The sequence below is a fragment of the Dyella sp. ASV21 genome (genome assembly GCF_016428975.1).
In the GTDB taxonomy this organism is placed as follows: Bacteria; Pseudomonadota; Gammaproteobacteria; order Xanthomonadales; family Rhodanobacteraceae; genus Dyella.
This window is the reverse complement of the sequence record NZ_JAELTT010000055.1, coordinates 1-21,049: the sequence shown is the minus strand read 5'-3', so window position 1 is coordinate 21,049 and position 21,049 is coordinate 1. Positions and strand designations below refer to the sequence as shown.

Here is a 21,049-nt window from a genome sequence, read left to right as displayed (position 1 = left end):
GGGTGCTCCCGTTATCCCTGTTGGCGCGGTCGGCGCAGAGCCACCGCCTCGACCGCATCGAGGCAGGCATCGAACAACCGCAGCACGCCCTGGTAGCCCATCTCCACCACCTCCACAAAGCTGTGCAAGGGTTTATCGGGAACCAGCTCCTCCTCCCAGCGCACCCAGGCGTCGGCGCGTCCAAACGTGCACTGGATCAATTGCGCCTCCTTCTCGTAGGACCACTCCTCGAACTTCAAGCCCAGGCGGGTGCCGCTACATCGCGCCACCACGGCAGGGAAGTAATACTCCTGATCCCCGCGCGACAAGCTCACGCCCAGTGCCTCCCCGGCGTTGAACTTCAGCGCATCGGGCAGCACGATGCCCAGGCCGCCGGTGGAGTAGTTTTCGGTATGGCATGCGAGGGTCTTGCCGTCCGGCAGGATCAACATCGCCGGCACACTCAGCGGCACATGGTGGGCCACGCGCACCTGGCGCGCCTCCTTCGCCACACCCACCGCCGCCCCCAACATGGCTACGTTGAACAAGCCCCACACCATGTTCATCAGCACCGTGGCGGGCTCATCGCGCTGGGTGGTGAAAATGCGCACGATGCCGGCCACCATCGCCAGCAGGTTGATGCCCAGCAGCCACACGTAGGGTTTGGAGGTGGACCAGTCCAGGTACTCCTTCTCGATCAGGCCGCCCTTGGCCGTTACGTTGAACTTGCCCTTCTTGGGGTTGATGAAGGCCACCGTGGTGGGCAACACCGTGTACCAGGCCAGCACCGATTCGTAGACCTCCGCCCAGAACGAGTGACGGTACTGGCCCTGGATACGCGAATTGGCCAACCCGGAAACAAAGAGATAGGGCAACACATAGGCCATCACCGCCATCGCGTCCGCACTGAACACGTGCAAGCCGAAGAACAAATAGGCGCACGGCATCAGCAGGAAGATCAAGCGGGGAAAGCCGTAGAAAAAGTGCAGCATGGCGTTGCTGTAGCAGATGCGCTGGAAGAAGCTCAGCCCCTTGCCCACCCACGGATTGTCGATGCGGAAAATCTGCGCCATGCCACGCGCCCAGCGAATGCGCTGACCGATGTGGCCCGAAAGGCTCTCGGTCGCCAGGCCCGCCGCCTGCACAATGCGCAGGTACGCCGAGCGATAGCCGCGCCGATGCATCTTGAGCGAGGTATGCGCATCCTCGGTCACGGTTTCCACCGCGATACCGCCGACCTCCAGCAAGGGCGCGCGCTTGATTACCGCACATGAGCCACAGAAAAACGTGGCGTTCCAGAAATCGTTGCCGTCCTGAATCAAGCCATAGAAGAGACTGCCTTCGTTGGGAATACGCAGGAACGTGTCGTAATTGCGCTCGAACGGATCGGGCGAGAAAAAATGATGCGGTGTTTGCACCAACGCGCACGAGGGGTCGGCGAGGAACTCGCCCATGGTCGTTTGCAGGAAGGAGCGCGTGGGAATGTGGTCGCAATCGAAGATGGCGATGTAATCGCCACTGGTCAGGCCAAGTGCGTGATTGATGTTGCCGGCTTTGGCAAAGCGATGTTCTTCGCGCGTGAGGTATCCCACGCCCACCTCCGCCGCGAACTGGTTGAACTCCTCGCGACTGCCGTCATCGAGCAGGTACACGCGTAGCTTGTCACGCGGCCAATCCATGCTCTTGGCGGCGAGTACGGCGGGGCTCACCACCGACAAGGGCTCGTTGTAGGTGGGAATGTAGATATCCACCGTGGGCCATTCGGCGGGGTCGTCCGGCAACGGCTTGGGGTGCCGGTTGAGCGGCCAGGCGGTCTGGATGTAGCCAAAGAACAACACGATCCACGTGTAGATTTCCGCCGCAAACAAGATGTAGCCGAACAGCGCCTCGATGGACGTGGCGAAATGCAGCGTCTGCGTGGCGCGCCACCAGATGTAACGGCCCGTCATGAGGATGGATAGCGACACCATCAGCATGGTGGGCCAGCGCCCGGGAATGCGCCGCGCCACAAGCATCACCAGGCACACCAGAATGAACAGCTGAAACTGGCTCGCCAATGGCAGCGGCGTGGTCCAGAACGCCAACGCGGCCGCAAGCGCCATCAGCAGGATCACCGGCTTCATGAAGGGCACCCGATCCAGCTTGGCCGACCAGCGATCCACACGTTCGCTCAAGCGCTCCCATGGCACGCTGGGCAGCCATGCATGGAGGGTTTGTCCGGTGCGACCGGCCACGCCATACACCGGCGCGAGCCAGCGACCGATGCGCCCGAGCAGGATGGAGCGGCGCTGCTTGCCACGCTGATGGCGCGCATGGCGCAGATCCGCCGCCAGATGCGCGCGTCGACGGCGCGGCCGGAAGAACAACCGCCCCAGCCACGTACCCACGCCGGCCTTTTCCGTGACGCCCAGTTCGTTGCGCAGATGGCCCGCAACCGCGCCATACGCGTGCACGGCCCAATCGCGCTGCCCGGGTCGTGGCTGCCGGAAGGCCAGTCGCAAGGCCCATAGGTGCGCCCCCGCATCCACTCCCACGCCAATCTGCTGCGCGGTAACGCGCTTGATGCGCATCCAGGCGTTGCGCAACACGCCCTTGCTCATGGCGCGCCACCAGCAGCCGGCGCCGCGCGTCGCGATGCCTGTTTTACCCAACTGGACAACCACGTCGCCAGGCCCTGCATATCATGTGCAGCCTGCGAGTGGGGGGCGGCGAGCGAGAAATTCTGGTTGCGTGCCAGTGCCTCGGGAACACCGCTGTCGGCATGGATGCGATAGGTCGACAGCTCTGCGCCCAGCAGTTGGCGCAGCAGCGCGATGATATCCGTGTGCAATGCCATGGCCGGTGAAATGCCATTGGCAACGTAGAGACTTTGTTTGCCCCGCCCCGCCAATTCCGCGCGCAAGCGCAGCAAGGTCGCACAAGCCAGCGGCGTAGGCGGCACCACCACCACCACCAGGTCGGCCGCGGCGATCGCCTGCTCCGCATGCACCGACGGCCACGTGGCCGTGTCCACTAGCGCGATGCCATTGCCCGGCAGATCCACTTGCGCCAGCAAATCCCTCAGCCAGCCGGGCTGGCGATGCAAGGTGGCGGCAATCATGGCCTGCTCGGCGGCGGAAAGGCCGCCCTGCGGGCGTGCGCCGCCCCACGGCAGCCACAGCGTGCCGTCGTCGCTCTGCAATGCCGCTTCGGCCGGCGCGCTGCCCGGATTGAGCAGATAGGAAGCGAGACCCGCGCCCGCCGGCTCACGCAAGCCGCCATAGAGCGCGAGCACGTTGCGCGGATCGCACTCCAGCGCCAGCACGGCATGCTTGCGTGCACCGAGCAAACCGGCGAGCGCAGCGGTCAACGTGGTGCGGCCTGCACCACCCACGGAGGAAATGATGGCGATGGTCTTCATGCGCCGCTCCCGCCGCCTCCCTGCTGTCGCTTGCCGAGTATCACCAGCGGCTGCAATTGCGGCGGCAGCTTTACCGTGCGGCGGCGCCACAGGGAGCGCAACCGTGGCCACCACGACGCCATGTGCAGGCGCCAGGCGATCCACCACAGTGGCGCGGCAAGTATCAGTCCCCAAATGAAATAGCCGAAGAACAGGTTCATGGCGACTAGCTCCGAGCCTTGAGTGGCAGCGTCGCCGCACGCGGCGGGCGTCGCAGTGCGGCGGCCTCGGACGATGGCGTCGCCATCACGTCGGCCAGCCCCAGCCGCGGCAATACATCGGTGTCGGGCGCCAGCGTTGCGGGTTCTTCGACCGGCTCCACCGGCTCGGCAGGGTTCACCACCGAGGCCACCGGTTGCGCGGTTTCGACCAGGCTGGAATAGTCCGGCGGCGGCAACTCGGCGATCTCCTCGTCCAAGGTGTCCAGCATGCCGAGGATGGAGTCGCGATCGCCGCACCGCAGCTCGCCCCGGAATAGCTCGGACAGCGGGCGCTCGAATACCTTGGCGATGGCGACGCTGGCGTCATCCACGTGGCAGGCGAAGAAGAACAGGTACAGGCTGTCACCACTAGCCGTGCACAAGTCACCGGCGCGCCGCATGCGGCAGGCTTTTACCGCGTCGATGCCCGCAATATCCGGCTCCAGGATCAAGCGCAGCAGCACATTGGCCAGGCGAATGGGCCGGCTGCGCTCTACCGCTTCGCGCACCAGCGTGATGAAGCGCTGCGCCGGCACGTAGCCGCTGGTGGTGTCGCTCATCGCGGCGGAGAGCGCGGTGCGGTAATCCTCCGGCACGGGGCGCGAGAACAATTGCCCCTGCACGCCATCCACCATGATCTCCACCTGCGCCAGCGATGTGCTGCGCGGGATGATGACGTTGGCGCCCAGGCTCAACAGCATCAGTTCGTAGCGAATGCTTATGTTGTCCTCACGGATGAGTATCTTCAGCGCCTTGCCGCAACGACGGCGCAGGAAGTTCACCTGTTTAGCCAGCTTGGCAAGGTCGACGGTAATGCCGTAGTGCAGGATCACCGTAGCGGCCACCGCATGGCTGGCTTCGGCCACGAGCGCATCGTTGTCCTGCAGCACCTGCCAATGCTTGGGCAGCGAGCGCTCGTGCTGCACGGCATCGCGCGATACCAGCACGGCGGTTTCATCCGGCGCCAACAGACCCAGCCCCTCGGGGCGATCGGTCAGCGAATCGAGCACCGCAACGAGCCGGTGGTCTTTCGGCGAGAAACGCAGGGGAATGGATTCACTGGCTGCCAGTGCGTTGTGACTGTCTCGCCAGAAGGCCACCTCCCAGCGATACTCGCCCTGCACTTGCACGAGCTGTGCGGCGCCACCAAAGCGCATCTGGAAATCGGTGAGCGGAAGAAAGCCGCCCTCCTCCTCCACCAACGGCGGCAGCATCACCAGCAATACGCTGTGGCGCGTCTGCTCGCACCAGCCGGCCAAGGCCGCACCCTGGCGGATCAATGCGGTGCGGTCGCGCCAGGCGAAGCAGGCCGCGGCGCCTTCAATCAGGAACGGCGTGGCCGGCGATGCGCATTGGTCGGACATGGCCTGCATCGCCTCGATCAACGCGTCGCAGCCGTCCCGGTGGGATGGCATGCGCAGCGCACATACATTGGCGCGAGGATGCACGGCGCCGGGCTGGTCGATATCCATGCCGTGTTGCTTCAGCGCGGCAGCTATGTCTTCAGCGGGGCGGGTGGAGAGCACGTTTACCGGGGTGTGCAGCGCATTCACTGCCGTCTTCCAGAACAACGCATCGCGCGCGGCCGACCGGCTTGCATACACCGCATAGACTTTGCCCGTGGCGAGCGCGGTCAGCGACGGCGGCAACCCATCGATGGCCAGCGACTGGTTCAGGCGCAGGCGCGCCGGCGCCATGCGTCGCTGCGAAGTGTCGTTGGTGGGTTGGGCGGTGTTGGTCACGTGGGCGTCCCAGGTGTCATGGCGGCCGGTCAGTAGGCCGAATACGGCTTGACCGGCTCGGGCGGGTACGGCACCGGCATGCGCTGCCGATCAAAGAAATAGCGCAGGTAGATCGTGCCAAGGTTGGGGGCGTAGTCGCGTGAACGATCCAGCTTGAGGCGCGTGCCAATGACCCAGTGCGAAGTGAGCCGGTATTCCAGCGCGGCGGCCACGGTATAGCTGAAGCCGCCACCGGAACCACCGCCAAAGTACGGCGAGCCCAGGTCTGCGGCGGCCATGCGTGCCACGGCCGCGCGCTGCAGATCCGGTCGCGTGGGGAAGTACGGCGATGAGTCTTCGTTGGTGTTGGAGTTGCCCAGCGATGCCTCCACCTCCCACGCCCAGCGCTTGTAACGACCGGCCCAGTCCAGCGGTATGGATACGGAGAAATACTTCTGCGGGCTGTAATAGCCGCCGTTGCCGAAGGTGTAGAAGTGCTGGTTGTTGTCGTAATGCCAGTAGTTGATGACCAAGCCGCTGCTGAAGCGCTGGTCGGTGCCCGAGTACACCGGCCAGTCCACGCCGGTACGCACCTTGAACTCGTGGTTGTCCTCCACGTTGCGGCCGCTCAACAAGCCATAACCGACCGACGCGAACAGCGTCACCGGGCCCACCTCCTGCGCGCCGCGCACAGTGCCACCGGTGCGCACCACGCCGCCCCAGGTTTCGCCCGACGCGGGATCGCGCGCGCCCGCATAGGAAACCAGGCTGGCGGTAACCGGCCGGCGTGAAAGATCGACCGTGACGGAGGAACTGTAGAAGTCATGCCGGTAGAGGAAGCCACCGAGCCACTGATGCACCGTAAAGCCCAGCGGCGTCGTGCCGATGTCGGCACGCCAGTTGTTCTCCGCGCCGCTGAAGTCATAACCGGCGGCCAAGGCCACGCCCTTGTCGTTCTGCTGCACCGAGTTCAGGCCCAGGTTGCCCAGCGCGGCGATCTGGCCGTACTTGTACGCCGGATCGAACTGATCGGCGGGGAGCCGCCCCGCATCGAGCAGTACCGTATCGGCATGGAAGAAGTAGTGCCCGGTGTAGCCATCGGGAATACGCACGTAGAGCGGGATCTCGGTGGCATCCAGGCGCGACATGCCGCTGCTGCCCGATTCGTTGGACTGGATCACCGCCGTCGCCACCTGCCCTTGCCGACGATCCTCCAGGCCCTGCAAGGCGCGCGCGGCCGAGGTGAGTCCATCTTCGGGGCTGGCCAGTTCACCCTCGCCCTGCTCCTGCGTCTGCGCCGTGCGGTAAAGCCCCGCCGCGGTGTTGAAGTGGCCTTGCGCCTGCGCGATGCGACCGCTTTGCAGGGTGATGTCCGAGCGATCAGGGTATTGCTGCCGCAGCGGGTCGACCAAGGCGCTGGCATCGGCATGACGACCCAGCGCGGTGAAGCGCCGCGCAATCGCCAGCCGCGTATCGACATCATCGGCGGAGGTATCCGCCAACACCTGGCGAACGATTTGCTCCGAGCCTTCGCGGTCGCCCTGACGTTCTTTCATGCGTGCGATGGTGAGGCGCGCATCCACATCGCCCGGATGATCGGCAAGCACCGCGCGGGCGGAATCCTCGGCGCCGCGATAATCCCGACGGGCCTCGCGCAGGTCGGCCTGGGTCAACAGCCAACGGCGATCCTTCTTGCCGGCCTCTGGCACGGCGTCCAGTGTCTGCGCGGCACCGGCGAGGTTGCCGGCATCGATCTGCCGACCGGCCGTGCGGAGGGCGAGACGCAGCAGTTGGTCGTCGGCATACGCTTGCTGCTCGGGCGTGATGCCCGCACGCGCACGCGTGTCAGCGATCCATGCAGGCAACTCGCTGTCGCGGTTGGCCGACGCCAGCAGCTCGCCATAGCGCAGGCGCACGGCAATGGCGGGGTCTTGCGGGTGCGCATCCAGCCAGTCGCGCACCCGCTTCAGCCCCTTGTCCGGCTCGCCCAGCGCGATCCATTCCCGGCCTACGCTGGCCAGGGTTTGCGGATCGTCTTGCGACGCCTGCGCGATCCGGTCGAGCAGTTCGCCCGCCGGTTGCCGCTGTCCTTGCGCCACCAGCTGACGTACCTGACGCAGATCGCGCTGGGCCTTGAGGTTCACCGCCAGCTCGCGCATGCCATCGGAACGTTCACCCGCCGGCACCTGGGCAAGCACGTCGCTGGCGGTGTCGATGTCGTCCAGCGCGTTGAGATAGAGGGCGCTGGCATAACGCATATCCGCCGATGGTGCGCTCCTGAGGCCATCCGCCATCACCGAGCGGCCCAGTGCGGGCAGGCCCAGGTCGCGGTATTGGCGCGCCAGCGTGTAGCGTAGCCATGCGTCCTGGGGCGTGAGCGAAACGGCATCCTCCAGCTTGAGCACGGCCGCACCGCGCTTTTGCTCGGCGATGAGTTGATCCGCCTCGATGGACAGCAGCTGCGCGCGCAGTTTCGCCATCGCCTCGCCCGAGCCGCTGTAGCGTTGCTCCGCCTGCGCCAGCAACGGCGTGAGTTCGCCGGTGCGGTGTGTATCGATCAGCAGTTTGGCCAGCAGCTCCAGCGCATCCACGTCGGGTTTGGGCGCTTCCACCATGGGGCGCAACACGGCCTCGGCCGATGCCCATTGCTGCTGCGCAATCAGGGACTGCGCCAGCACCTTCTTCGCATCGGCTTGTTGCGGTTGCAAGCGAAGCGCTTCGCGCGCCAGGGCCTCGCCCTGCTCCGGGTGGCCTTGTGCGTTGGCCGCACGTGCTTTGGACAAGGTGCCCCAGAAGCCGGCCGTCGCCATCAAGCTGCGCCATTTGCCGGCGTTGTCCGGATCGAGCTTGAGCGCACGCGCGAACAGCGCCCGTGCCTCGTCATGTTTGCCATCGCGCAACTTGGCGAGACCTTGCGCGCCCAACGCCGCTCCTTGGCGGGCGGCGGCAGAGGACGCCGGCCCTGCACGCGCCGCCGTGGGAGATGCGGAGGTCGCCGAGGCTGCCGTCCTCGGCGGCACATAGTTCGCGCCGCCCTTCTTCTCCAGCACCGCCAGCGCCTGCCTGGCATTGGCGTCGTCAGGCACTTCCTTGAGATAGCGCTGATACCACACGTAGTACGCGGGATCGTCGCTACCGGCTGCGTTGAGTGCGCGCCGCCACAATTCCAGCGCGCGACGGCGATCACCGTCTGGCCGCTGGTAGACGCGATAGATGATTTGCAAGCCTTCCAATCGCGTTCCGCTGCGATCGGTCAGCAGATCGGCGAGAGTCAAGGCGAGACTGAGATCATCGGGGTTCTGCGCCGTGCGCCGACGCAGCTCGGCCAGCGCCGGGTCGCGGCCGCCGGTGGAGCCGGCCCACACGCGGTAATAATCCTGTGCCAGCGCCCCCTGGGGCGAGCCGCGCGGAACCAGTGCCTGCATGCGCCGCCAGGCTTCATCGTCCTTGCCGGTGCGCGCCTGCAGGCGCACCTGGGCCAGCGCCATCTTGTCGGTGGTGGCGAGTCGATAGGCATCCGCCAGCCCCAGCGTGGCGGGATGGTTGGGATACTGCTGCTGCAATTGCTGCAATAGCTTCCCCGCTTCGGCGGGGCGATTGGAGTCGAGTTCGATCTGGCCCATCAAGGCCAGCGCATCGGGCTGGCCAGGCGCGATCAGCAGCGCCTTCTGCACGATGCCGCGCGCCATATCCGGGCGATTCTTCGCCTGCCACATGCGCGCCGAATCCAATAGCGGCTTGACCTGCGTATCCGCGGCTTGCGCCAGCACCATCGCCGGCATGCTGGCAACCACCAGCAAGGCAGCGGCGTGCAGCACCCATCCGGTCAGCGCGCCGCGGGACATGTCGTGGTCCAGGCGGGGACGAGCGCGCCATCGGCATCGAAGCGATAGTGCCCATCAAGGTAACCAAGGCCGAACAGCGCCAGTACCTGGCTGTAGTAACCCAGGGGCGCCTGCTGGGCGAGACTGCGCGTGCGTTGCATTTGAGCCTGCGCCAGATCGGCGCGGCCCAGCGCGGCGAGGTAAGGCGCCACCGCCGCGGAAAAGCCCGCATTGCCATCGTTGCCTGTCGCCGCGCCGGTCTGCGTATCCACGCGCTCCGGCGGCGCGCCGTGCGTCGCCACGTACTCGGCCACGGGGCGGAAGGTGTTCAGAACCGTATCGCGCTTGGCGGCATCCGCCGCCAGCGTGCCGGCCCACAGGTATACGCGAATGGCGTTGTATGCACTCTCCGCCTTGCTGGCCTCATCCGGCAGGAAACCCTTGCCGCGCTGATACAGCACCCAGTCCGGCGAAAAACCGTGCGGCGCGGTGTCGGCGATCACCCGCAGCGAACTGTCGTACACCGCCTGCCATTCGGCTTGCTGGGGCAACGCCACCACCAGATGCCGCATCACTTGCAATGGTACGTAGCTGGGATTGAGGCGCCATAGATCGTCCTTGGGATGGAAGCCCACGGGCGCCGGCAGCACGGTGCGCCCAAGGCCGGGCAACACGGCAGTTTCCTCGGCCAGGATGCGCCGAGCCAGCAAGGTGCCTAGCGCGGTGTAGCTGCGCGCGTGCCACAGTCGCCCCGCTTCCAGCAGCGCGTAAGCGATCCAGAGATCGGCGTCGGACGCGGGGTTGCCGTCGATGACGCCCCAGCTTGGCGCAGCACTCGCATCGGTGTTGTCCTTGCCTTGCGTCTTGTCCGGGTCGTGCCGGCCCCAGATCCACGCCGGCAGGTGAGCCGTCAGATCACCCTGCGCCAGATTGTTCTGGGTCCAGCCCAGCACGCGATCAAAGGTGACGCGATCATTGGCCGCTAGAGCAAAGAACAGTGCATATGCCTGCCCTTCGGACACCGTGACTTGCTGGGGCGTGCTGCGATCGATCACGCGCCCATCGGCACTGAGCGTGGTCTGCTTGAACTGCTCCCAGTCAGGCCATGCGCAGGTGCTAGCGAACGCGGTATGCGCGGCGAGCATGGCGGCACCGATCAGCAGGATTCGCAGCAGCGGCATCAACGCGCCTCGCATGATTCACCTGTCGAGACGGCGAGCAGCGAGACGACCCAAGGCCCAGAACACGGTGAGCGCCACGAACAAGCCCGCGAGGATGCCAGCGATCGCCATGAGTGCCGGATAGCGCGAAATGCGCACCCACAACCACGCATACCACGGCAAGTGCCCGACGTTGTAAGTGTCGCCCACGGTGAGCGCGGTGACCTGTTTCTGGCGCACCACGGTCAGGTCGCCACCGATTTGGCCGACGCGTGCGTCGTCGCCCAACACCTCCAGCAGATTGCCCAGCTGGTCGGACGAATTGGCCGCCAGCGCGACGACGCTCTTGCCCTTGGCGTAGGGCGACTGGAACCCGACGAAGGCAGCGGTGGAGCCGTTCACGCTCATCGCGGCGTGGCCCGCGTCGCCGCTGGCTTCCTTGCGACCGCTACCCGGCGGCTCGCGCAACGACAGCTGGTTTTCGCTTCGATCGATCAGCATGGGCAAGCCTTTGCCCCACTTGGCCAGCAGCTGCGCGCCCGAGCCGGTGCCGATCACCAGCAGATCCCGGTCGCGCATACTCTCCACGGCACTGGTGGGCACCAGCGCGACGCGCAGTGACGACAAGCCGCTCCAACGCCCCATTTGCCCAAGCAAGGTCAGAATCGCTTCCGACTCTTTGGCATCCGGTGCATCGGGAATCACCACGGCGGTATCGGCCAGATCGGCCATGCGGGTAAACGGAAAGCCGCTGCCGGCGAAGAACGCCAGGTTGGGCAAGGTGGTGTAGTGCACGAACTGGCTGAAGTCGATGCTGGAGTCCGGATCGATCGCCGCACGCGCGCTGTCGGTCGCACTGGAGACGCACAAGCCGGTCTTCTGCGAATCCATGTGGAACTGGAACTGAAACTGGTTGGCGCTGCCGATGCGCAGCGCCGGCACGCGAATCTCTTCTTCACCACGGGCCTCGGCGCCGGAAAGCAGGGGCACATTGAACTGCCGGTCCGTGCCCGTGTTATCGGCTGGACGCAAGCGCACCGAGCGCAGCAGCTGGTCGTTGACGCTTACATTGAGCACCGAGTCGTTGAAGTACGACGGCGCCGTATAGCGATAACTCACGTTCAAGGGCACGCTGTGCCGTGCCCAGGCGAACAAGTCGGGCGGCAGGCGCATGTCCACGCGAATCACCGGTGGATTGAAGCCTGATACCTGCAGTTGTCCCGGGTCGGTAACCAGATCCTTGAAGTGCACCGGGCGATCCACGGGAGCCCAGTTGGGCGCATCGTAGGGGCGACGCGCGGGACCGATGTCCACCGACTTCACGATGGCCTGATCCCCCGACATGCCCGCCTGTCCCAATACCAGGGCATTGGCTGCCAGCTCCAGCTCCTTGGCGTCGCGACCGGCCAGCACCAGCAGCTTGCGCCCGGACTCGGGCGGGCTGGATGGGTTGGGCATGACCCACACCGTCGGCCCCTTGATCTCACCCAGGTTCAAGCCCTGCGGCATGGCGTTGGGCAAGGCGAAGGCAATCGCATGCGCATCGGCCGGCGGCGTCTGCGCCACCGGGAAGCGCGCGCCGCGCCATGCCGCGAGTGCACCCAGCCAGGACGACACGACACCGGCCGCGCGCAGCGTCGATGCATCGGCGTGAGCCGGCAACACGAAGGGCACGGTCAGCCGGCGATTGTCACGGCGATCGAAGAACGGCGCCGGCAACAACGCCAGGCTGTTGGGCAGGCCGATGTGCGACGTGGTGAGCGTGAGCGCGGTATCCGGACTGATGTCCGTCCACAACGAGGAGTGATACGGGTCTTCGCAGTGATCTAGCGTGTAATGGGCAATCATCTGCACGTTGAGACGATTGAAATCGGTGAACAGGCGCGGATCGAGATCCACATAGCGCGTCACCGTTTGGCCGGCATGCTCCTTGTCCAGCGGCAGCGTCGCCACGACTTCGCCGTTGAGATATACCTTCAGGTGCGACAGCTCGTAGATTAGCGAAGGCGAATAGGTGTAGATGAGTTTGAGGCGTGCCGCCGTGACCACTTCATCGTTGCGCACCGATACGTTCATGTAGCCGGTGGGGTCCAGGCCACGCAGCTTGATCGGTCCATAGCTGCCCATGCTCGACAGGCTCAGGTCGCGTGCCTCACCCGCCGGAGCCGACGTGGCCTCATTGGCGGCTGGCAGCGTAGCGACACTGCTCGCGGCGGCCGGCGTGGCAGCGGAGGGAGCGCCTGTGCTTTTCTGCGCGGTGCTTTCGAGCGGCAGCGCAGCGCCGCCACAGGCCAGCAGGCCACCCAACAACACGGTACCCCATCGAACCTGAGTGAAGAGCCGCATGAATGTCGCCCTGAGTCAGAAATCAATCGAGACAGCCGCACCCGATTGCTGCATCGGGTGGCCAGGCCGATGCTGGCCTTCGGCGACGCGGCACCTGCGCTCCACATGCCTGAGCGCTGCAGGCTTGAGTACTGCATGCCTGAGCGCTGCATGTTTAACGGCCGCATGCTTGAGGGCTTTTTCAGCAAAGGGCAGGCGCGCGTTCACATGGGCCCCATCAGCCGCCACGCGGCCAGCGCCCATGGATGGCGCGAGAAGCGCGCTAGTCCGTGTGCCGTGGTTTCCCCATGTGCGCACCCATCCTTTGCCGAATCCCACTGAAGCACGCTCCGGTTGCACGTAAGAGTCGTACGCCGTGCTTTTTTGGCATGAGGAAGTAGCGCGGCGCAGTCGCTAGACGATCAAAGAACCGGGATAAAAGAAACGTGAATAAAGCCGGTTTACGCCGGTGCCAACCCACCAGCCTGCCACCTCGATGAAAGGCGCCGCCGAAGGGCCATTGCGTACAACCGCCACCACGCCAGAAAACCGGCGAGCGCAGCCCGGGTACTCCGTTTGCGACTCAGATCACCGAGACCTTGCCGCCGTCCATGGGAATGACCGCGCCGGTCACGTAGCTGGCCAATGGGGAAGCGAGGAACAGGGCCACGTTGGCTACCTCCTCCGGCTCGGCCATGCGCCCCATCGGGATGTCGCTCAATTGCTCGGCCAACAATTCATCCGTCGGGCGCCCACTCGCGCGCGAGGCGGCGATCAAGCCCTCTTGCACGCGGCCGGTGCGCGTCATGCCGGGATTGATGACGTTCACGCGCACACCTTGGCGGGCATAGGCATTGGCAAAGCCCACCGAAGCCAGCATGAGCGCGGCGTTGGCGGCGCCGCCACCGATATGCAATGGATTGGCCTGGCGCCCACCCTGCCCGACCACGTTGACGATGCTGCCCTGACCGCGTGCCGCCATATGGCGGATCACCGGATCGATCATGTGCATGTAGGTGAAGTACTTCGATTGCATCGATGCCTGCATGGCGTCGGCGTGCAACTCGGCCACGGGCGTGCGCTTGGCGGCCCCGGCACAGTTGACCAGCACATCGATCGGGCCGAAGTCGTTCTCGATGGCCTCCACAACGAATTGCGCTGCCACGCTGTCGCGAAGGTCTGCGGCGGCCACCTCCATATGCAGCCCCTCCCGTTGCAGGTCGTGCTGCGCGGCATGGAGATGCGCCAGTTCGCGCGAAATGCCCACCACTTTCGCCCCCTCCCGGGCGAAAGCGAACGCACAAGCCAGACCAATGCCCTTGCTGGCACCGGTAATGACCACCACACGCCCGCGCAAGCCTGCATCCATGAATAACCTCCTTGTGGCTGGAGATCGCCATTGAACCATGGCGCTCCAGCCCTCGCCGAGAGGTGATGGCTGTCACTCGCAACGACTGATGGGCGCCCCTGCCGCGACGACACCGCGAGGCAGAGGATGTCCCGCAGGCGATGGATCGCCGCCCGGTCGCCGGAAACGGTGGACCAGGGCGCCCGCAGAAGGCCGGGCAAGGCGCCACGCCCTCTATGCCATCAGTCATGTTGCGAATTTGGCCGCCAGCCATTGACGGCTCCGAATATGGTGTTATAGTTCACTACAACACCGGTCCACGAGGTCACTAAAGGAGACCCGCCATGAAAGCGAACACCCTGCTATCACTGACCGCCGCCGCCCTGTTCACCACGGTCGGCCTGGCCGCCATCCACTCCAACGTCCATGTTCTGCCTGTCAGTGAGATCAATGGCGTCAAGGTCATCAACCTGGCCCCGGTCGAGGTTCGCCCCACCGCCGAGGACATGCGCGCCGCCGCCCTGCTGGCCGATGCGGGCATCGCCACCCTGACCGCATCGCCGCTGCTGCGCTCCGAAGCCGCCGCCAAGGCGGGCATGCTCGGGTCCCAGCTGGCCATGCCCTACTATTCGTTTGGCAATCAGTTCGGCCGTATCAGCAGCAAGGAATAAACGTATGACCATCACCTGGAACGACAGCGTCCCGATCTATCGCCAGCTCCGCGAACGCGTAGTGGCGATGATCCTGGACGGCGCCTTGAACGAGGGCGACCCGCTGCCGTCAGTGCGCCAGGTGGCAGCGGACTTTCAAATCAACCCGCTGACCGTATCGAAGGCGTACCAGGAACTGGTCGATGATCAATTGGTGGAAAAAAGGAGGGGATTGGGCATGTTCGTCATCGATGGAGCCAGGGAAGCGCTGCTGAAGTCCGAGCGCGAACGCTTCCTCCGCGAGGAGTGGCCTGCTCTCTATGCCCGGCTGCAACGCCTCGGCCTGGATTTAAAGACCCTGCTCCGGACCGCCCCGGACAGCACGTTGGCCGATGGGGAGAACCAGCCATGAACGCGGTCATTACCGCCAATGGTCTGACCAAGCGCTACAAGAACACCTTGGCGCTGGACGACGTGAGCTTTCGTATCGAGTCCGGCCGCATCGTGGGGCTGATTGGCCCCAACGGCGCCGGCAAGACCACCGCCCTGAAGGCCATTCTCGGCCTCACCGATTTCAAGGGCGAGCTGAATGTACTGGGCCTGGACCCGCGTACCCAGCGCGACCAGCTGATGGAACAGGTGTGCTTCATCGCCGATGTGGCGGTGCTGCCGCGCTGGCTGCGGGTTCGCGAGGCGGTGGATTTCGTCGCCAATGTGCATCCGCGCTTCAACCGCGCCAAGTGCGAGGCGTTCCTGGCGCGCACCAAGCTCACCCCGGACCAGCGCGTGAAGCAGATGTCCAAGGGCATGATCGTGCAGTTGCACCTTGCCCTGGTGATGGCCATCGACGCCCGCCTGCTGGTGCTGGACGAGCCCACGCTGGGCCTGGACATCCTCTATCGCAAGCAGTTCTACCAGAGCCTGCTGGAGGATTACTTCGACGAGAACAAGACCATCATCGTAACCACCCACCAGGTGGAAGAAATCGAACACATCCTTACCGACCTCATGTTCATTCGTGACGGCAAGCTGGTGCTCGATACCGATATGGAATCGGTGGGCGAGCGTTTCGCCGAAGTGATGGTAAGCGCCGACAAGGCCGATGCGGCCCGTCGCCTCAAGCCACTGGACGAACGCCAAGTGTTTGGCAAGAGTATCTTCCTGTTCGACGGCGCCGATCGCGCCACGCTGGAAAACATGGGCGAAGTACGTCGCCCCTCCGTATCGGACCTGTTCGTTGCCACCATGAAGGGAACCTACGCATGAAAACCTTCTTTTGGCTACTCAAGCGCGAATTCTGGGAGCACCGGGGCGGCTTCTTGTGGGCCCCCGTGATCACCGGCGGTGTGTTCCTGGTACTTAACATCATGGCCATCATCACCGCCGAGGTGCTGGGTGCACGCCATGGCTGGCAAGTCGGTGGCGACAACCTGCAGATGATGATCGCCAAGGCCGGCGAAGGCGATCTCAAGCAGATCGGCGCGGGCCTGGATATCGCCATGATCTCCTCGATGGGCTTGATCGGCATCGTCATGGGCATTGTGGTGCTGTTCTACTGCCTGGGCGCGCTCTACGACGATCGCCGCGATCGCAGCATCCTGTTCTGGAAATCGCTGCCGATCTCCAACACCAGCACCGTGCTGTCCAAGCTGGTGAGTGCGACCGTGGTGGCGCCGGTGATCGCCGTACTGGTAAGCATCGTGGCCGGCCTGCTGCATCTGGTAATTCTGGCCCTCGTGCTGTCCCTGCATGGCGTCAATGCCTTCCAATTGATCGGCATGGCCCACCCGCTCCGCGCCGTGATTGACCTGCTCAGCGCCATCCCGCTGTATGCCCTGTGGGCGGTGCCCTCGGTTGGCTGGCTGATGTTCTGCTCGTCCTGGGCACGCACCAAGCCCTTCCTGTGGGCGGTGGCTGGTCCGGCGGTGCTCGGTCTGCTGGTGAGCTGGTTCGGCATCATGGGGCTGTTCGAGCTGCCCACGGCCTGGTTCTGGAAGAACGTGGTAGCCCGCGCCCTGTTCAGCGTGCTCCCCGGCTCCAACATCGCCTATCACGACGGTGCGCTGGAAGCCTCGGCCGACCTGGGCGACGCCCATAACCCGCTGAGCCTGCTGTCGCCGATGCACACCTACGGCCTGCTCGCCTCGCCCAACCTGTGGATCGGTGTAGCGGTCGGCGCGGCGCTGCTGGCCGGTGCCATCTGGTTCCGCCGGGTCCGCGACGACAGTTGATCGCCTCGTCCCGCCCATCGATTCCGCACGGATGCGGGCGAGGGGCGGGACACTTTGTGTCGCATGCCACACCTGCCTTGCACGTCGCTATCCGCTGGAGGAGCCTCCCGATGACCCGTCGCCTTTTGCCCTGCGTGCTCGCACTCAGCCTGCTTACCGCCGCCTGCAGTCATTCCGATGCGGATGTCGAGGTACTCGGTGGTGATAGCGACGTGCTGAACAAACAGATCACCCTGCACAACGACGTTGTCACCATCAAGGCACCCGGCGCACCCAACGCCACGGTGGATAGCAACGGCACACTGAGCATCGACGGCCATGCTGTGGCGGTGAACGAAGCACAGCGCGCCCTGCTGCAACGCTACAACGGTGGCGCACGCCAGATCCGCGAGGACGCCATCGCCACCGGCAAAGCTGGTGTGGCGACGGCGCAGAAGGCGATCGGTGCCGCCGCCGGCAAGCTGACCGGTGCGGACAGCGCCGAGGAAACCAAGCAAAAGGTGGAGGCCGCCAAGCAGGACGTGCGTGCGACCGCCAGCCGGATCTGCGATGACCTCGCCACCATGAAATCCGCGCAGGACGAGCTGGCTCCCCAGCTCGATGCCTTCAAGCCCTACGCCCAGGCGCTCAACGATGCCGACGTGGCCAAGTGCCGCGATGGCCTAAGGCACTGACCGCGCCGGTGGGTAGCGGCGACTCATCCGCCACCACCACCGCCGCCGTGAATGCCTCCGCGAGTCAATGCCATCGGATCGAGCAGGCGTTGCAACTCTGCCTTGCTCAGCCCAGTCGTCTCTAGCGCCACATCCAGGATGGGGCGCTTTTCTTTGTAGGCTTGCTTGGCCGTGGCCGCGCCCTTCTCATAGCCGATGACCGGATTGAGTGCGGTGACCAGAATGGGATTCTTGTCCAGCGCTTCCTTGACGCGTGCCGTATTCACCTTGAAGCCGGCGATGGCCTTGTCCGCCAACAGCGTACTGACGTTGGCCAGAATACCGATGGACTGCAACAAGTTGTGCGCCACCAGCGGCAGCATCACATTGAGCTGGAAATTGCCCGATTGCCCCGCGATGGTGATTGCCGCGTCGTTGCCGATCACTTGCGCCGCCACCATGGCAGTGGCTTCCGGGATCACCGGATTCACCTTGCCCGGCATGATCGAGGAGCCCGGCTGCAAAGCCGGCAGTTCGATCTCGCCCAGGCCCGCCAAGGGGCCCGAGTTCATCCAACGCAGGTCGTTGGCAATTTTCATCAGCGCCACCGCCAGTGTCTTAAGCTGACCGGAAAGCTCCACCGCCGCATCCTGCGAGGCCATGCCCTCGAAGAAGTTCTCCGCCGATTCGAAACGCTGGCCGGTGAGTTTCTTCAGCTCGCGCGCCACCGTGGCGCCGAACTTGGGATCGGCATTGATGCCGGTACCCACCGCGGTGCCTCCCAGCGGCAGCCGACGCATGCGCTTTAGGCTGTCCTCGATGCGCTCGATGGCCGAACCGATTTGCGCCGCCCAGCCAGACAGCTCCTGCCCAAAGGTGACCGGCATGGCGTCCATCAGGTGCGTGCGCCCCGTCTTGGGCACACTGCGCAGCTCGCGGGCGCGGCGCTCGATGCTGCGCTTGAGGTGTTTGAGCGCGGGCAGCAGTTGCTCGCTGGTGGTGAGCGTGGCGCTCACCTGAATGGTGGTGGGGATGACGTCGTTGGAACTCTGTCCATAATTCACATGATCGTTGGGGTGAATCTTGCCGCCCCCGCGACTGGCGAGGTGGGCGATCACCTCGTTGGCATTCATGTTGGTGCTGGTGCCCGAACCGGTCTGAAATACATCGATGGGAAACTGGTCGTCATACTCGCCATCGGCCACCGTCAGGGCCGCCTTGCGAATGGCGTGCGCCTGAGCCTTCTTCAGGTGCCCGAGCAGGAAGTTGGCATCGGCCGCCGCCGCCTTGATCAAGCCCAGTGCGCGGATAAAGCTGCGCGGCATATGCAGGCCGGAAATGGGAAAGTTGTCCACGGCCCGTTGCGTCTGGGCTCCATACAGCGCCTTGGAAGGCACCTTCAATTCACCCATGCTGTCGTGTTCGATGCGGAACTGGCTCATGTCCTTGCGGTTCCTCTGGGGGAGACGAGGCACTATAGGTCGGGGCGCGTTAGTGCGCCGCCAAGGGGGGCGCCCACCTTACCTGGACACGGGTGGCTGAGACCGTGGTTGGTGGGCGCGCGTTGCGGTGAACTCCGGTTGTCACCGGGCGATGGCAACCGAAGGCCCCTAGAGAACCTAAGTCGCTGGATGACCAGCCGTGCGGGTATCGAAAAGTGCCCCCGCTTTCGCGGGGATGACGGCTTCTTTGTGGCCGCGAGCAAAGCCCGCAACCGAGGCACCTCACCCAAACGGGGCGCTAAACCCGCCCACCCGGAATCCGCCCCTCCCCGCCCCTGTTGTAAAATCGCCCCTTTCCCGCCTCGGAACGCCCCCTGATGTCCTCCCATGCCCTGACCGCCCTGTCGCCGCTGGACGGCCGCTACGCCAGCAAGGTCGAATCGCTGCGCCCCATCTTCAGTGAGTTCGGCCTGATGCACCGCCGCGTGCACGTGGAGATCGAGTGGCTGCTCGCACTGGCGGCTGACCCGGGCATCGTGGAGTTGCCGGCCTTCTCCGCCGAGCAGATCGCCAAGCTCAAGGGCATCGCCGCGGATTTCAGCGTGGACGACGGCGCGCGCATCAAGACCATCGAAGCGACCACCAACCACGACGTGAAAGCGGTGGAGTACTTCATCAAGGAGCGCATCGGCAACGATGCCTCGCTGGCCCAGGCCAAGGAGTTCGTGCACTTCGCCTGTACCAGCGAAGACATCAACAACCTCTCCTACGCCCTGATGCTGCGCGATGCGCGCGATCAGGTGCTGCTGCCGCAGTTGGACGGCATCATCGCCAGGCTGCGCCAGCTCGCCCACGAACATGCCGGCCTGCCGATGCTCTCGCGCACGCACGGCCAGACCGCCTCGCCCAGCACGCTGGGCAAGGAATTGGCCAACGTGGTGGCGCGCCTCGAGCGCCAGCGCAAGCAGGTCGTGGCGCTGGAAATCCCCGGCAAGATCAACGGCGCCGTGGGTAACTACAACGCCCATGAAATCACTTATCCCGAACTGGATTGGCGCGGCTTCTCGCAGCGCTTCGTGGAAAGCCTGGGCCTGGATTACAACCCGTACACCACGCAGATCGAACCGCATGACGGCGTGGCCGAATACTGCGACGTGATTCGCCGCGCCAATATCATCCTGATCGACCTGGCGCGCGACGTGTGGGGCTATATCTCGCTGGGTTACTTCAAGCAGGCGCTGAAGGCCGGCGAAGTGGGCTCCTCCACCATGCCGCACAAGGTCAACCCGATCGACTTCGAAAACGCCGAAGGCAACTTTGGCCTGGCCAACGCCCTGCTCGGCCATTTCGCCGAGAAGCTGCCGATCAGCCGTTGGCAGCGTGACCTCACCGACTCCACCGTGCTGCGCGCGCTGGGCACCGCCTTCGGTCACACCCTGGTGGCGCTGGAATCGCTCAAGAAGGGCCTGGGCAAGCTCACCGTGAATGCCGATCGCATCGCCGCCGATCTGGATGCCAGCTGGGAAGTGCTGGCCGAAGCCGTGCAAACGGTGATGCGCCGCCATGGCCTGCCGGAGCCTTACGAGCAGCTCAAGGCGCTGACCCGCGGCCAGGGCATTACCAAGGACTCCATGCGTACCTTCATCACCGGCCTGGACCTGCCGGCGGATGCCAAGCAGCGGCTGCTCGACCTTACCCCGGGTAGCTACATCGGCCTCGCCGAACCGCTGGCGAAGGACATCTGATCGTCCAGCATGCGTGAAACGTTGCTGGCTTCGGCCAGCAACGTCGCATGGATAGCACCAGGACATCGTGATACCGCTGCTTTTTTCCTATGGAACGCTGCAACAGGAAAACGTGCAGCTCGGCAGCTTCCAGCGCCGGCTATCCGGACAGCCCGATGCGCTGGTGGGTTACGCGCAATCGACGGTTGCCATCGACGACCCCGACGTGCTGAAGACCAGCGGCAAGGCCCATCATCCTATCGATCGCCACACCGGCGCGGCCGACGCGCACGTGCACGGCACCGCGTTCGTCGTCAGCGAAGAGGAGCTGGCGCAGGCCGACGCCTATGAAG

16 protein-coding genes are annotated in these 21,049 nt (G+C 64.9%); 7 read left to right on the top strand and 9 right to left on the bottom strand.

Annotation, left to right across the window (positions count from 1 at the left end; translation table 11 throughout):
• Nucleotides 1-11: 11 nt before the first annotated feature.
• From bcsA to JHD67_RS15980, 8 genes are all read right to left on the bottom strand, one after another.
• Entirely contained in the window at nucleotides 12-2,579 is a 2,568-nt protein-coding gene (gene bcsA, locus JHD67_RS16015) for a UDP-forming cellulose synthase catalytic subunit (protein ID WP_199100235.1), read from the bottom strand.
• Nucleotides 2,576-3,379 (bottom strand): cellulose biosynthesis protein BcsQ, encoded by an 804-nt coding sequence (bcsQ, locus tag JHD67_RS16010; RefSeq protein WP_199100234.1) that lies wholly within the window; start codon nucleotides 3,377-3,379, stop codon nucleotides 2,576-2,578. Before bcsQ ends, bcsA begins: the two co-directional genes overlap by 4 nt.
• Nucleotides 3,376-3,579 (bottom strand): hypothetical protein, encoded by a 204-nt coding sequence (locus JHD67_RS16005; protein ID WP_199100233.1) that lies wholly within the window; start codon nucleotides 3,577-3,579, stop codon nucleotides 3,376-3,378. The genes bcsQ and JHD67_RS16005 overlap by 4 nt, the downstream gene beginning before the upstream one ends.
• Nucleotides 3,580-3,584: 5 nt before the next feature.
• Nucleotides 3,585-5,360, bottom strand: coding sequence for a cellulose biosynthesis protein BcsE (gene bcsE, locus JHD67_RS16000; protein WP_199100232.1), 1,776 nt, complete (start codon nucleotides 5,358-5,360; stop codon nucleotides 3,585-3,587).
• Nucleotides 5,361-5,389: 29 nt separating this feature from the next.
• On the bottom strand, nucleotides 5,390-9,184 hold the full coding sequence (locus JHD67_RS15995; RefSeq protein WP_199100231.1) for a cellulose biosynthesis protein BcsC: 3,795 nt from the start codon (nucleotides 9,182-9,184) through the stop codon (nucleotides 5,390-5,392).
• Nucleotides 9,166-10,344, bottom strand: coding sequence for a cellulose synthase complex periplasmic endoglucanase BcsZ (gene bcsZ, locus JHD67_RS15990; protein ID WP_233171960.1), 1,179 nt, complete (start codon nucleotides 10,342-10,344; stop codon nucleotides 9,166-9,168). Before bcsZ ends, JHD67_RS15995 begins: the two co-directional genes overlap by 19 nt.
• Before the next feature lie 18 nt (nucleotides 10,345-10,362).
• Nucleotides 10,363-12,669 (bottom strand): cellulose biosynthesis cyclic di-GMP-binding regulatory protein BcsB, encoded by a 2,307-nt coding sequence (gene bcsB, locus JHD67_RS15985; protein ID WP_199100229.1) that lies wholly within the window; start codon nucleotides 12,667-12,669, stop codon nucleotides 10,363-10,365.
• A gap of 562 nt (nucleotides 12,670-13,231) precedes the next feature.
• Nucleotides 13,232-14,017: an SDR family oxidoreductase gene (locus JHD67_RS15980; RefSeq protein ID WP_199100228.1), complete on the bottom strand. Its 786-nt coding sequence runs from the start codon at nucleotides 14,015-14,017 to the stop codon at nucleotides 13,232-13,234.
• Between the two features lie 323 nt (nucleotides 14,018-14,340).
• Between JHD67_RS15980 and JHD67_RS15975 the strand changes: the two genes are divergently transcribed.
• The 5 genes from JHD67_RS15975 to JHD67_RS15955 all read left to right on the top strand — a co-directional run bounded on the left by JHD67_RS15975 (nucleotide 14,341) and on the right by JHD67_RS15955 (nucleotide 17,551).
• The gene (locus JHD67_RS15975; protein ID WP_199100227.1) at nucleotides 14,341-14,667 is read left to right on the top strand and encodes a hypothetical protein; all 327 of its coding nucleotides are present in this window, start codon (nucleotides 14,341-14,343) and stop codon (nucleotides 14,665-14,667) included.
• A 4-nt stretch (nucleotides 14,668-14,671) separates the two neighbouring features.
• Complete coding sequence (locus JHD67_RS15970; protein WP_199100226.1) at nucleotides 14,672-15,058, top strand: GntR family transcriptional regulator; 387 nt, start codon at nucleotides 14,672-14,674, stop codon at nucleotides 15,056-15,058.
• Nucleotides 15,055-15,912 (top strand): ABC transporter ATP-binding protein, encoded by an 858-nt coding sequence (locus JHD67_RS15965; protein ID WP_199100225.1) that lies wholly within the window; start codon nucleotides 15,055-15,057, stop codon nucleotides 15,910-15,912. Before JHD67_RS15970 ends, JHD67_RS15965 begins: the two co-directional genes overlap by 4 nt.
• On the top strand, nucleotides 15,909-16,877 hold the full coding sequence (locus JHD67_RS15960) for a hypothetical protein (protein ID WP_199100224.1): 969 nt from the start codon (nucleotides 15,909-15,911) through the stop codon (nucleotides 16,875-16,877). Before JHD67_RS15965 ends, JHD67_RS15960 begins: the two co-directional genes overlap by 4 nt.
• Nucleotides 16,878-16,987: 110 nt before the next feature.
• The gene (locus tag JHD67_RS15955; protein WP_199100223.1) at nucleotides 16,988-17,551 is read left to right on the top strand and encodes a DUF2884 family protein; all 564 of its coding nucleotides are present in this window, start codon (nucleotides 16,988-16,990) and stop codon (nucleotides 17,549-17,551) included.
• Between the two features lie 23 nt (nucleotides 17,552-17,574).
• Here the strand turns inward: JHD67_RS15955 and JHD67_RS15950 are convergent, their stop codons facing one another.
• Nucleotides 17,575-18,972, bottom strand: a complete 1,398-nt coding sequence (locus tag JHD67_RS15950; RefSeq protein WP_199100222.1) for a class II fumarate hydratase — start codon at nucleotides 18,970-18,972, stop codon at nucleotides 17,575-17,577.
• A gap of 377 nt (nucleotides 18,973-19,349) precedes the next feature.
• Between JHD67_RS15950 and purB the strand changes: the two genes are divergently transcribed.
• Together purB and JHD67_RS15940 are read left to right on the top strand one after the other, a co-directional pair.
• Nucleotides 19,350-20,717 (top strand): adenylosuccinate lyase, encoded by a 1,368-nt coding sequence (purB, locus tag JHD67_RS15945; RefSeq protein WP_199100221.1) that lies wholly within the window; start codon nucleotides 19,350-19,352, stop codon nucleotides 20,715-20,717.
• A 67-nt stretch (nucleotides 20,718-20,784) separates the two neighbouring features.
• Nucleotides 20,785-21,049 (top strand): gamma-glutamylcyclotransferase family protein (locus JHD67_RS15940; RefSeq protein ID WP_199100220.1); only part of this gene is annotated, 265 nt, incomplete at its 3' end.

What these genes read in the sequence shown, in the direction of transcription:
- bcsA (WP_199100235.1), bottom strand. Translation starts at nt 2,579, where the DNA reads ATGAGCAAGGGCGTGTTGCGCAACGCCTGGATGCGCATCAAGCGCGTT.
- bcsQ (WP_199100234.1), bottom strand. Translation starts at nt 3,379, where the DNA reads ATGAAGACCATCGCCATCATTTCCTCCGTGGGTGGTGCAGGCCGCACC.
- JHD67_RS16005 (WP_199100233.1), bottom strand. Translation starts at nt 3,579, where the DNA reads ATGAACCTGTTCTTCGGCTATTTCATTTGGGGACTGATACTTGCCGCG.
- JHD67_RS15995 (WP_199100231.1), bottom strand. Translation starts at nt 9,184, where the DNA reads ATGTCCCGCGGCGCGCTGACCGGATGGGTGCTGCACGCCGCTGCCTTG.
- bcsZ (WP_233171960.1), bottom strand. Translation starts at nt 10,344, where the DNA reads ATGCCGCTGCTGCGAATCCTGCTGATCGGTGCCGCCATGCTCGCCGCG.
- bcsB (WP_199100229.1), bottom strand. Translation starts at nt 12,669, where the DNA reads ATGCGGCTCTTCACTCAGGTTCGATGGGGTACCGTGTTGTTGGGTGGC.
- JHD67_RS15980 (WP_199100228.1), bottom strand. Translation starts at nt 14,017, where the DNA reads ATGGATGCAGGCTTGCGCGGGCGTGTGGTGGTCATTACCGGTGCCAGC.
- JHD67_RS15975 (WP_199100227.1), top strand. Translation starts at nt 14,341, where the DNA reads ATGAAAGCGAACACCCTGCTATCACTGACCGCCGCCGCCCTGTTCACC.
- JHD67_RS15970 (WP_199100226.1), top strand. Translation starts at nt 14,672, where the DNA reads ATGACCATCACCTGGAACGACAGCGTCCCGATCTATCGCCAGCTCCGC.
- JHD67_RS15965 (WP_199100225.1), top strand. Translation starts at nt 15,055, where the DNA reads ATGAACGCGGTCATTACCGCCAATGGTCTGACCAAGCGCTACAAGAAC.
- JHD67_RS15960 (WP_199100224.1), top strand. Translation starts at nt 15,909, where the DNA reads ATGAAAACCTTCTTTTGGCTACTCAAGCGCGAATTCTGGGAGCACCGG.
- JHD67_RS15955 (WP_199100223.1), top strand. Translation starts at nt 16,988, where the DNA reads ATGACCCGTCGCCTTTTGCCCTGCGTGCTCGCACTCAGCCTGCTTACC.
- JHD67_RS15950 (WP_199100222.1), bottom strand. Translation starts at nt 18,972, where the DNA reads ATGAGCCAGTTCCGCATCGAACACGACAGCATGGGTGAATTGAAGGTG.
- purB (WP_199100221.1), top strand. Translation starts at nt 19,350, where the DNA reads ATGTCCTCCCATGCCCTGACCGCCCTGTCGCCGCTGGACGGCCGCTAC.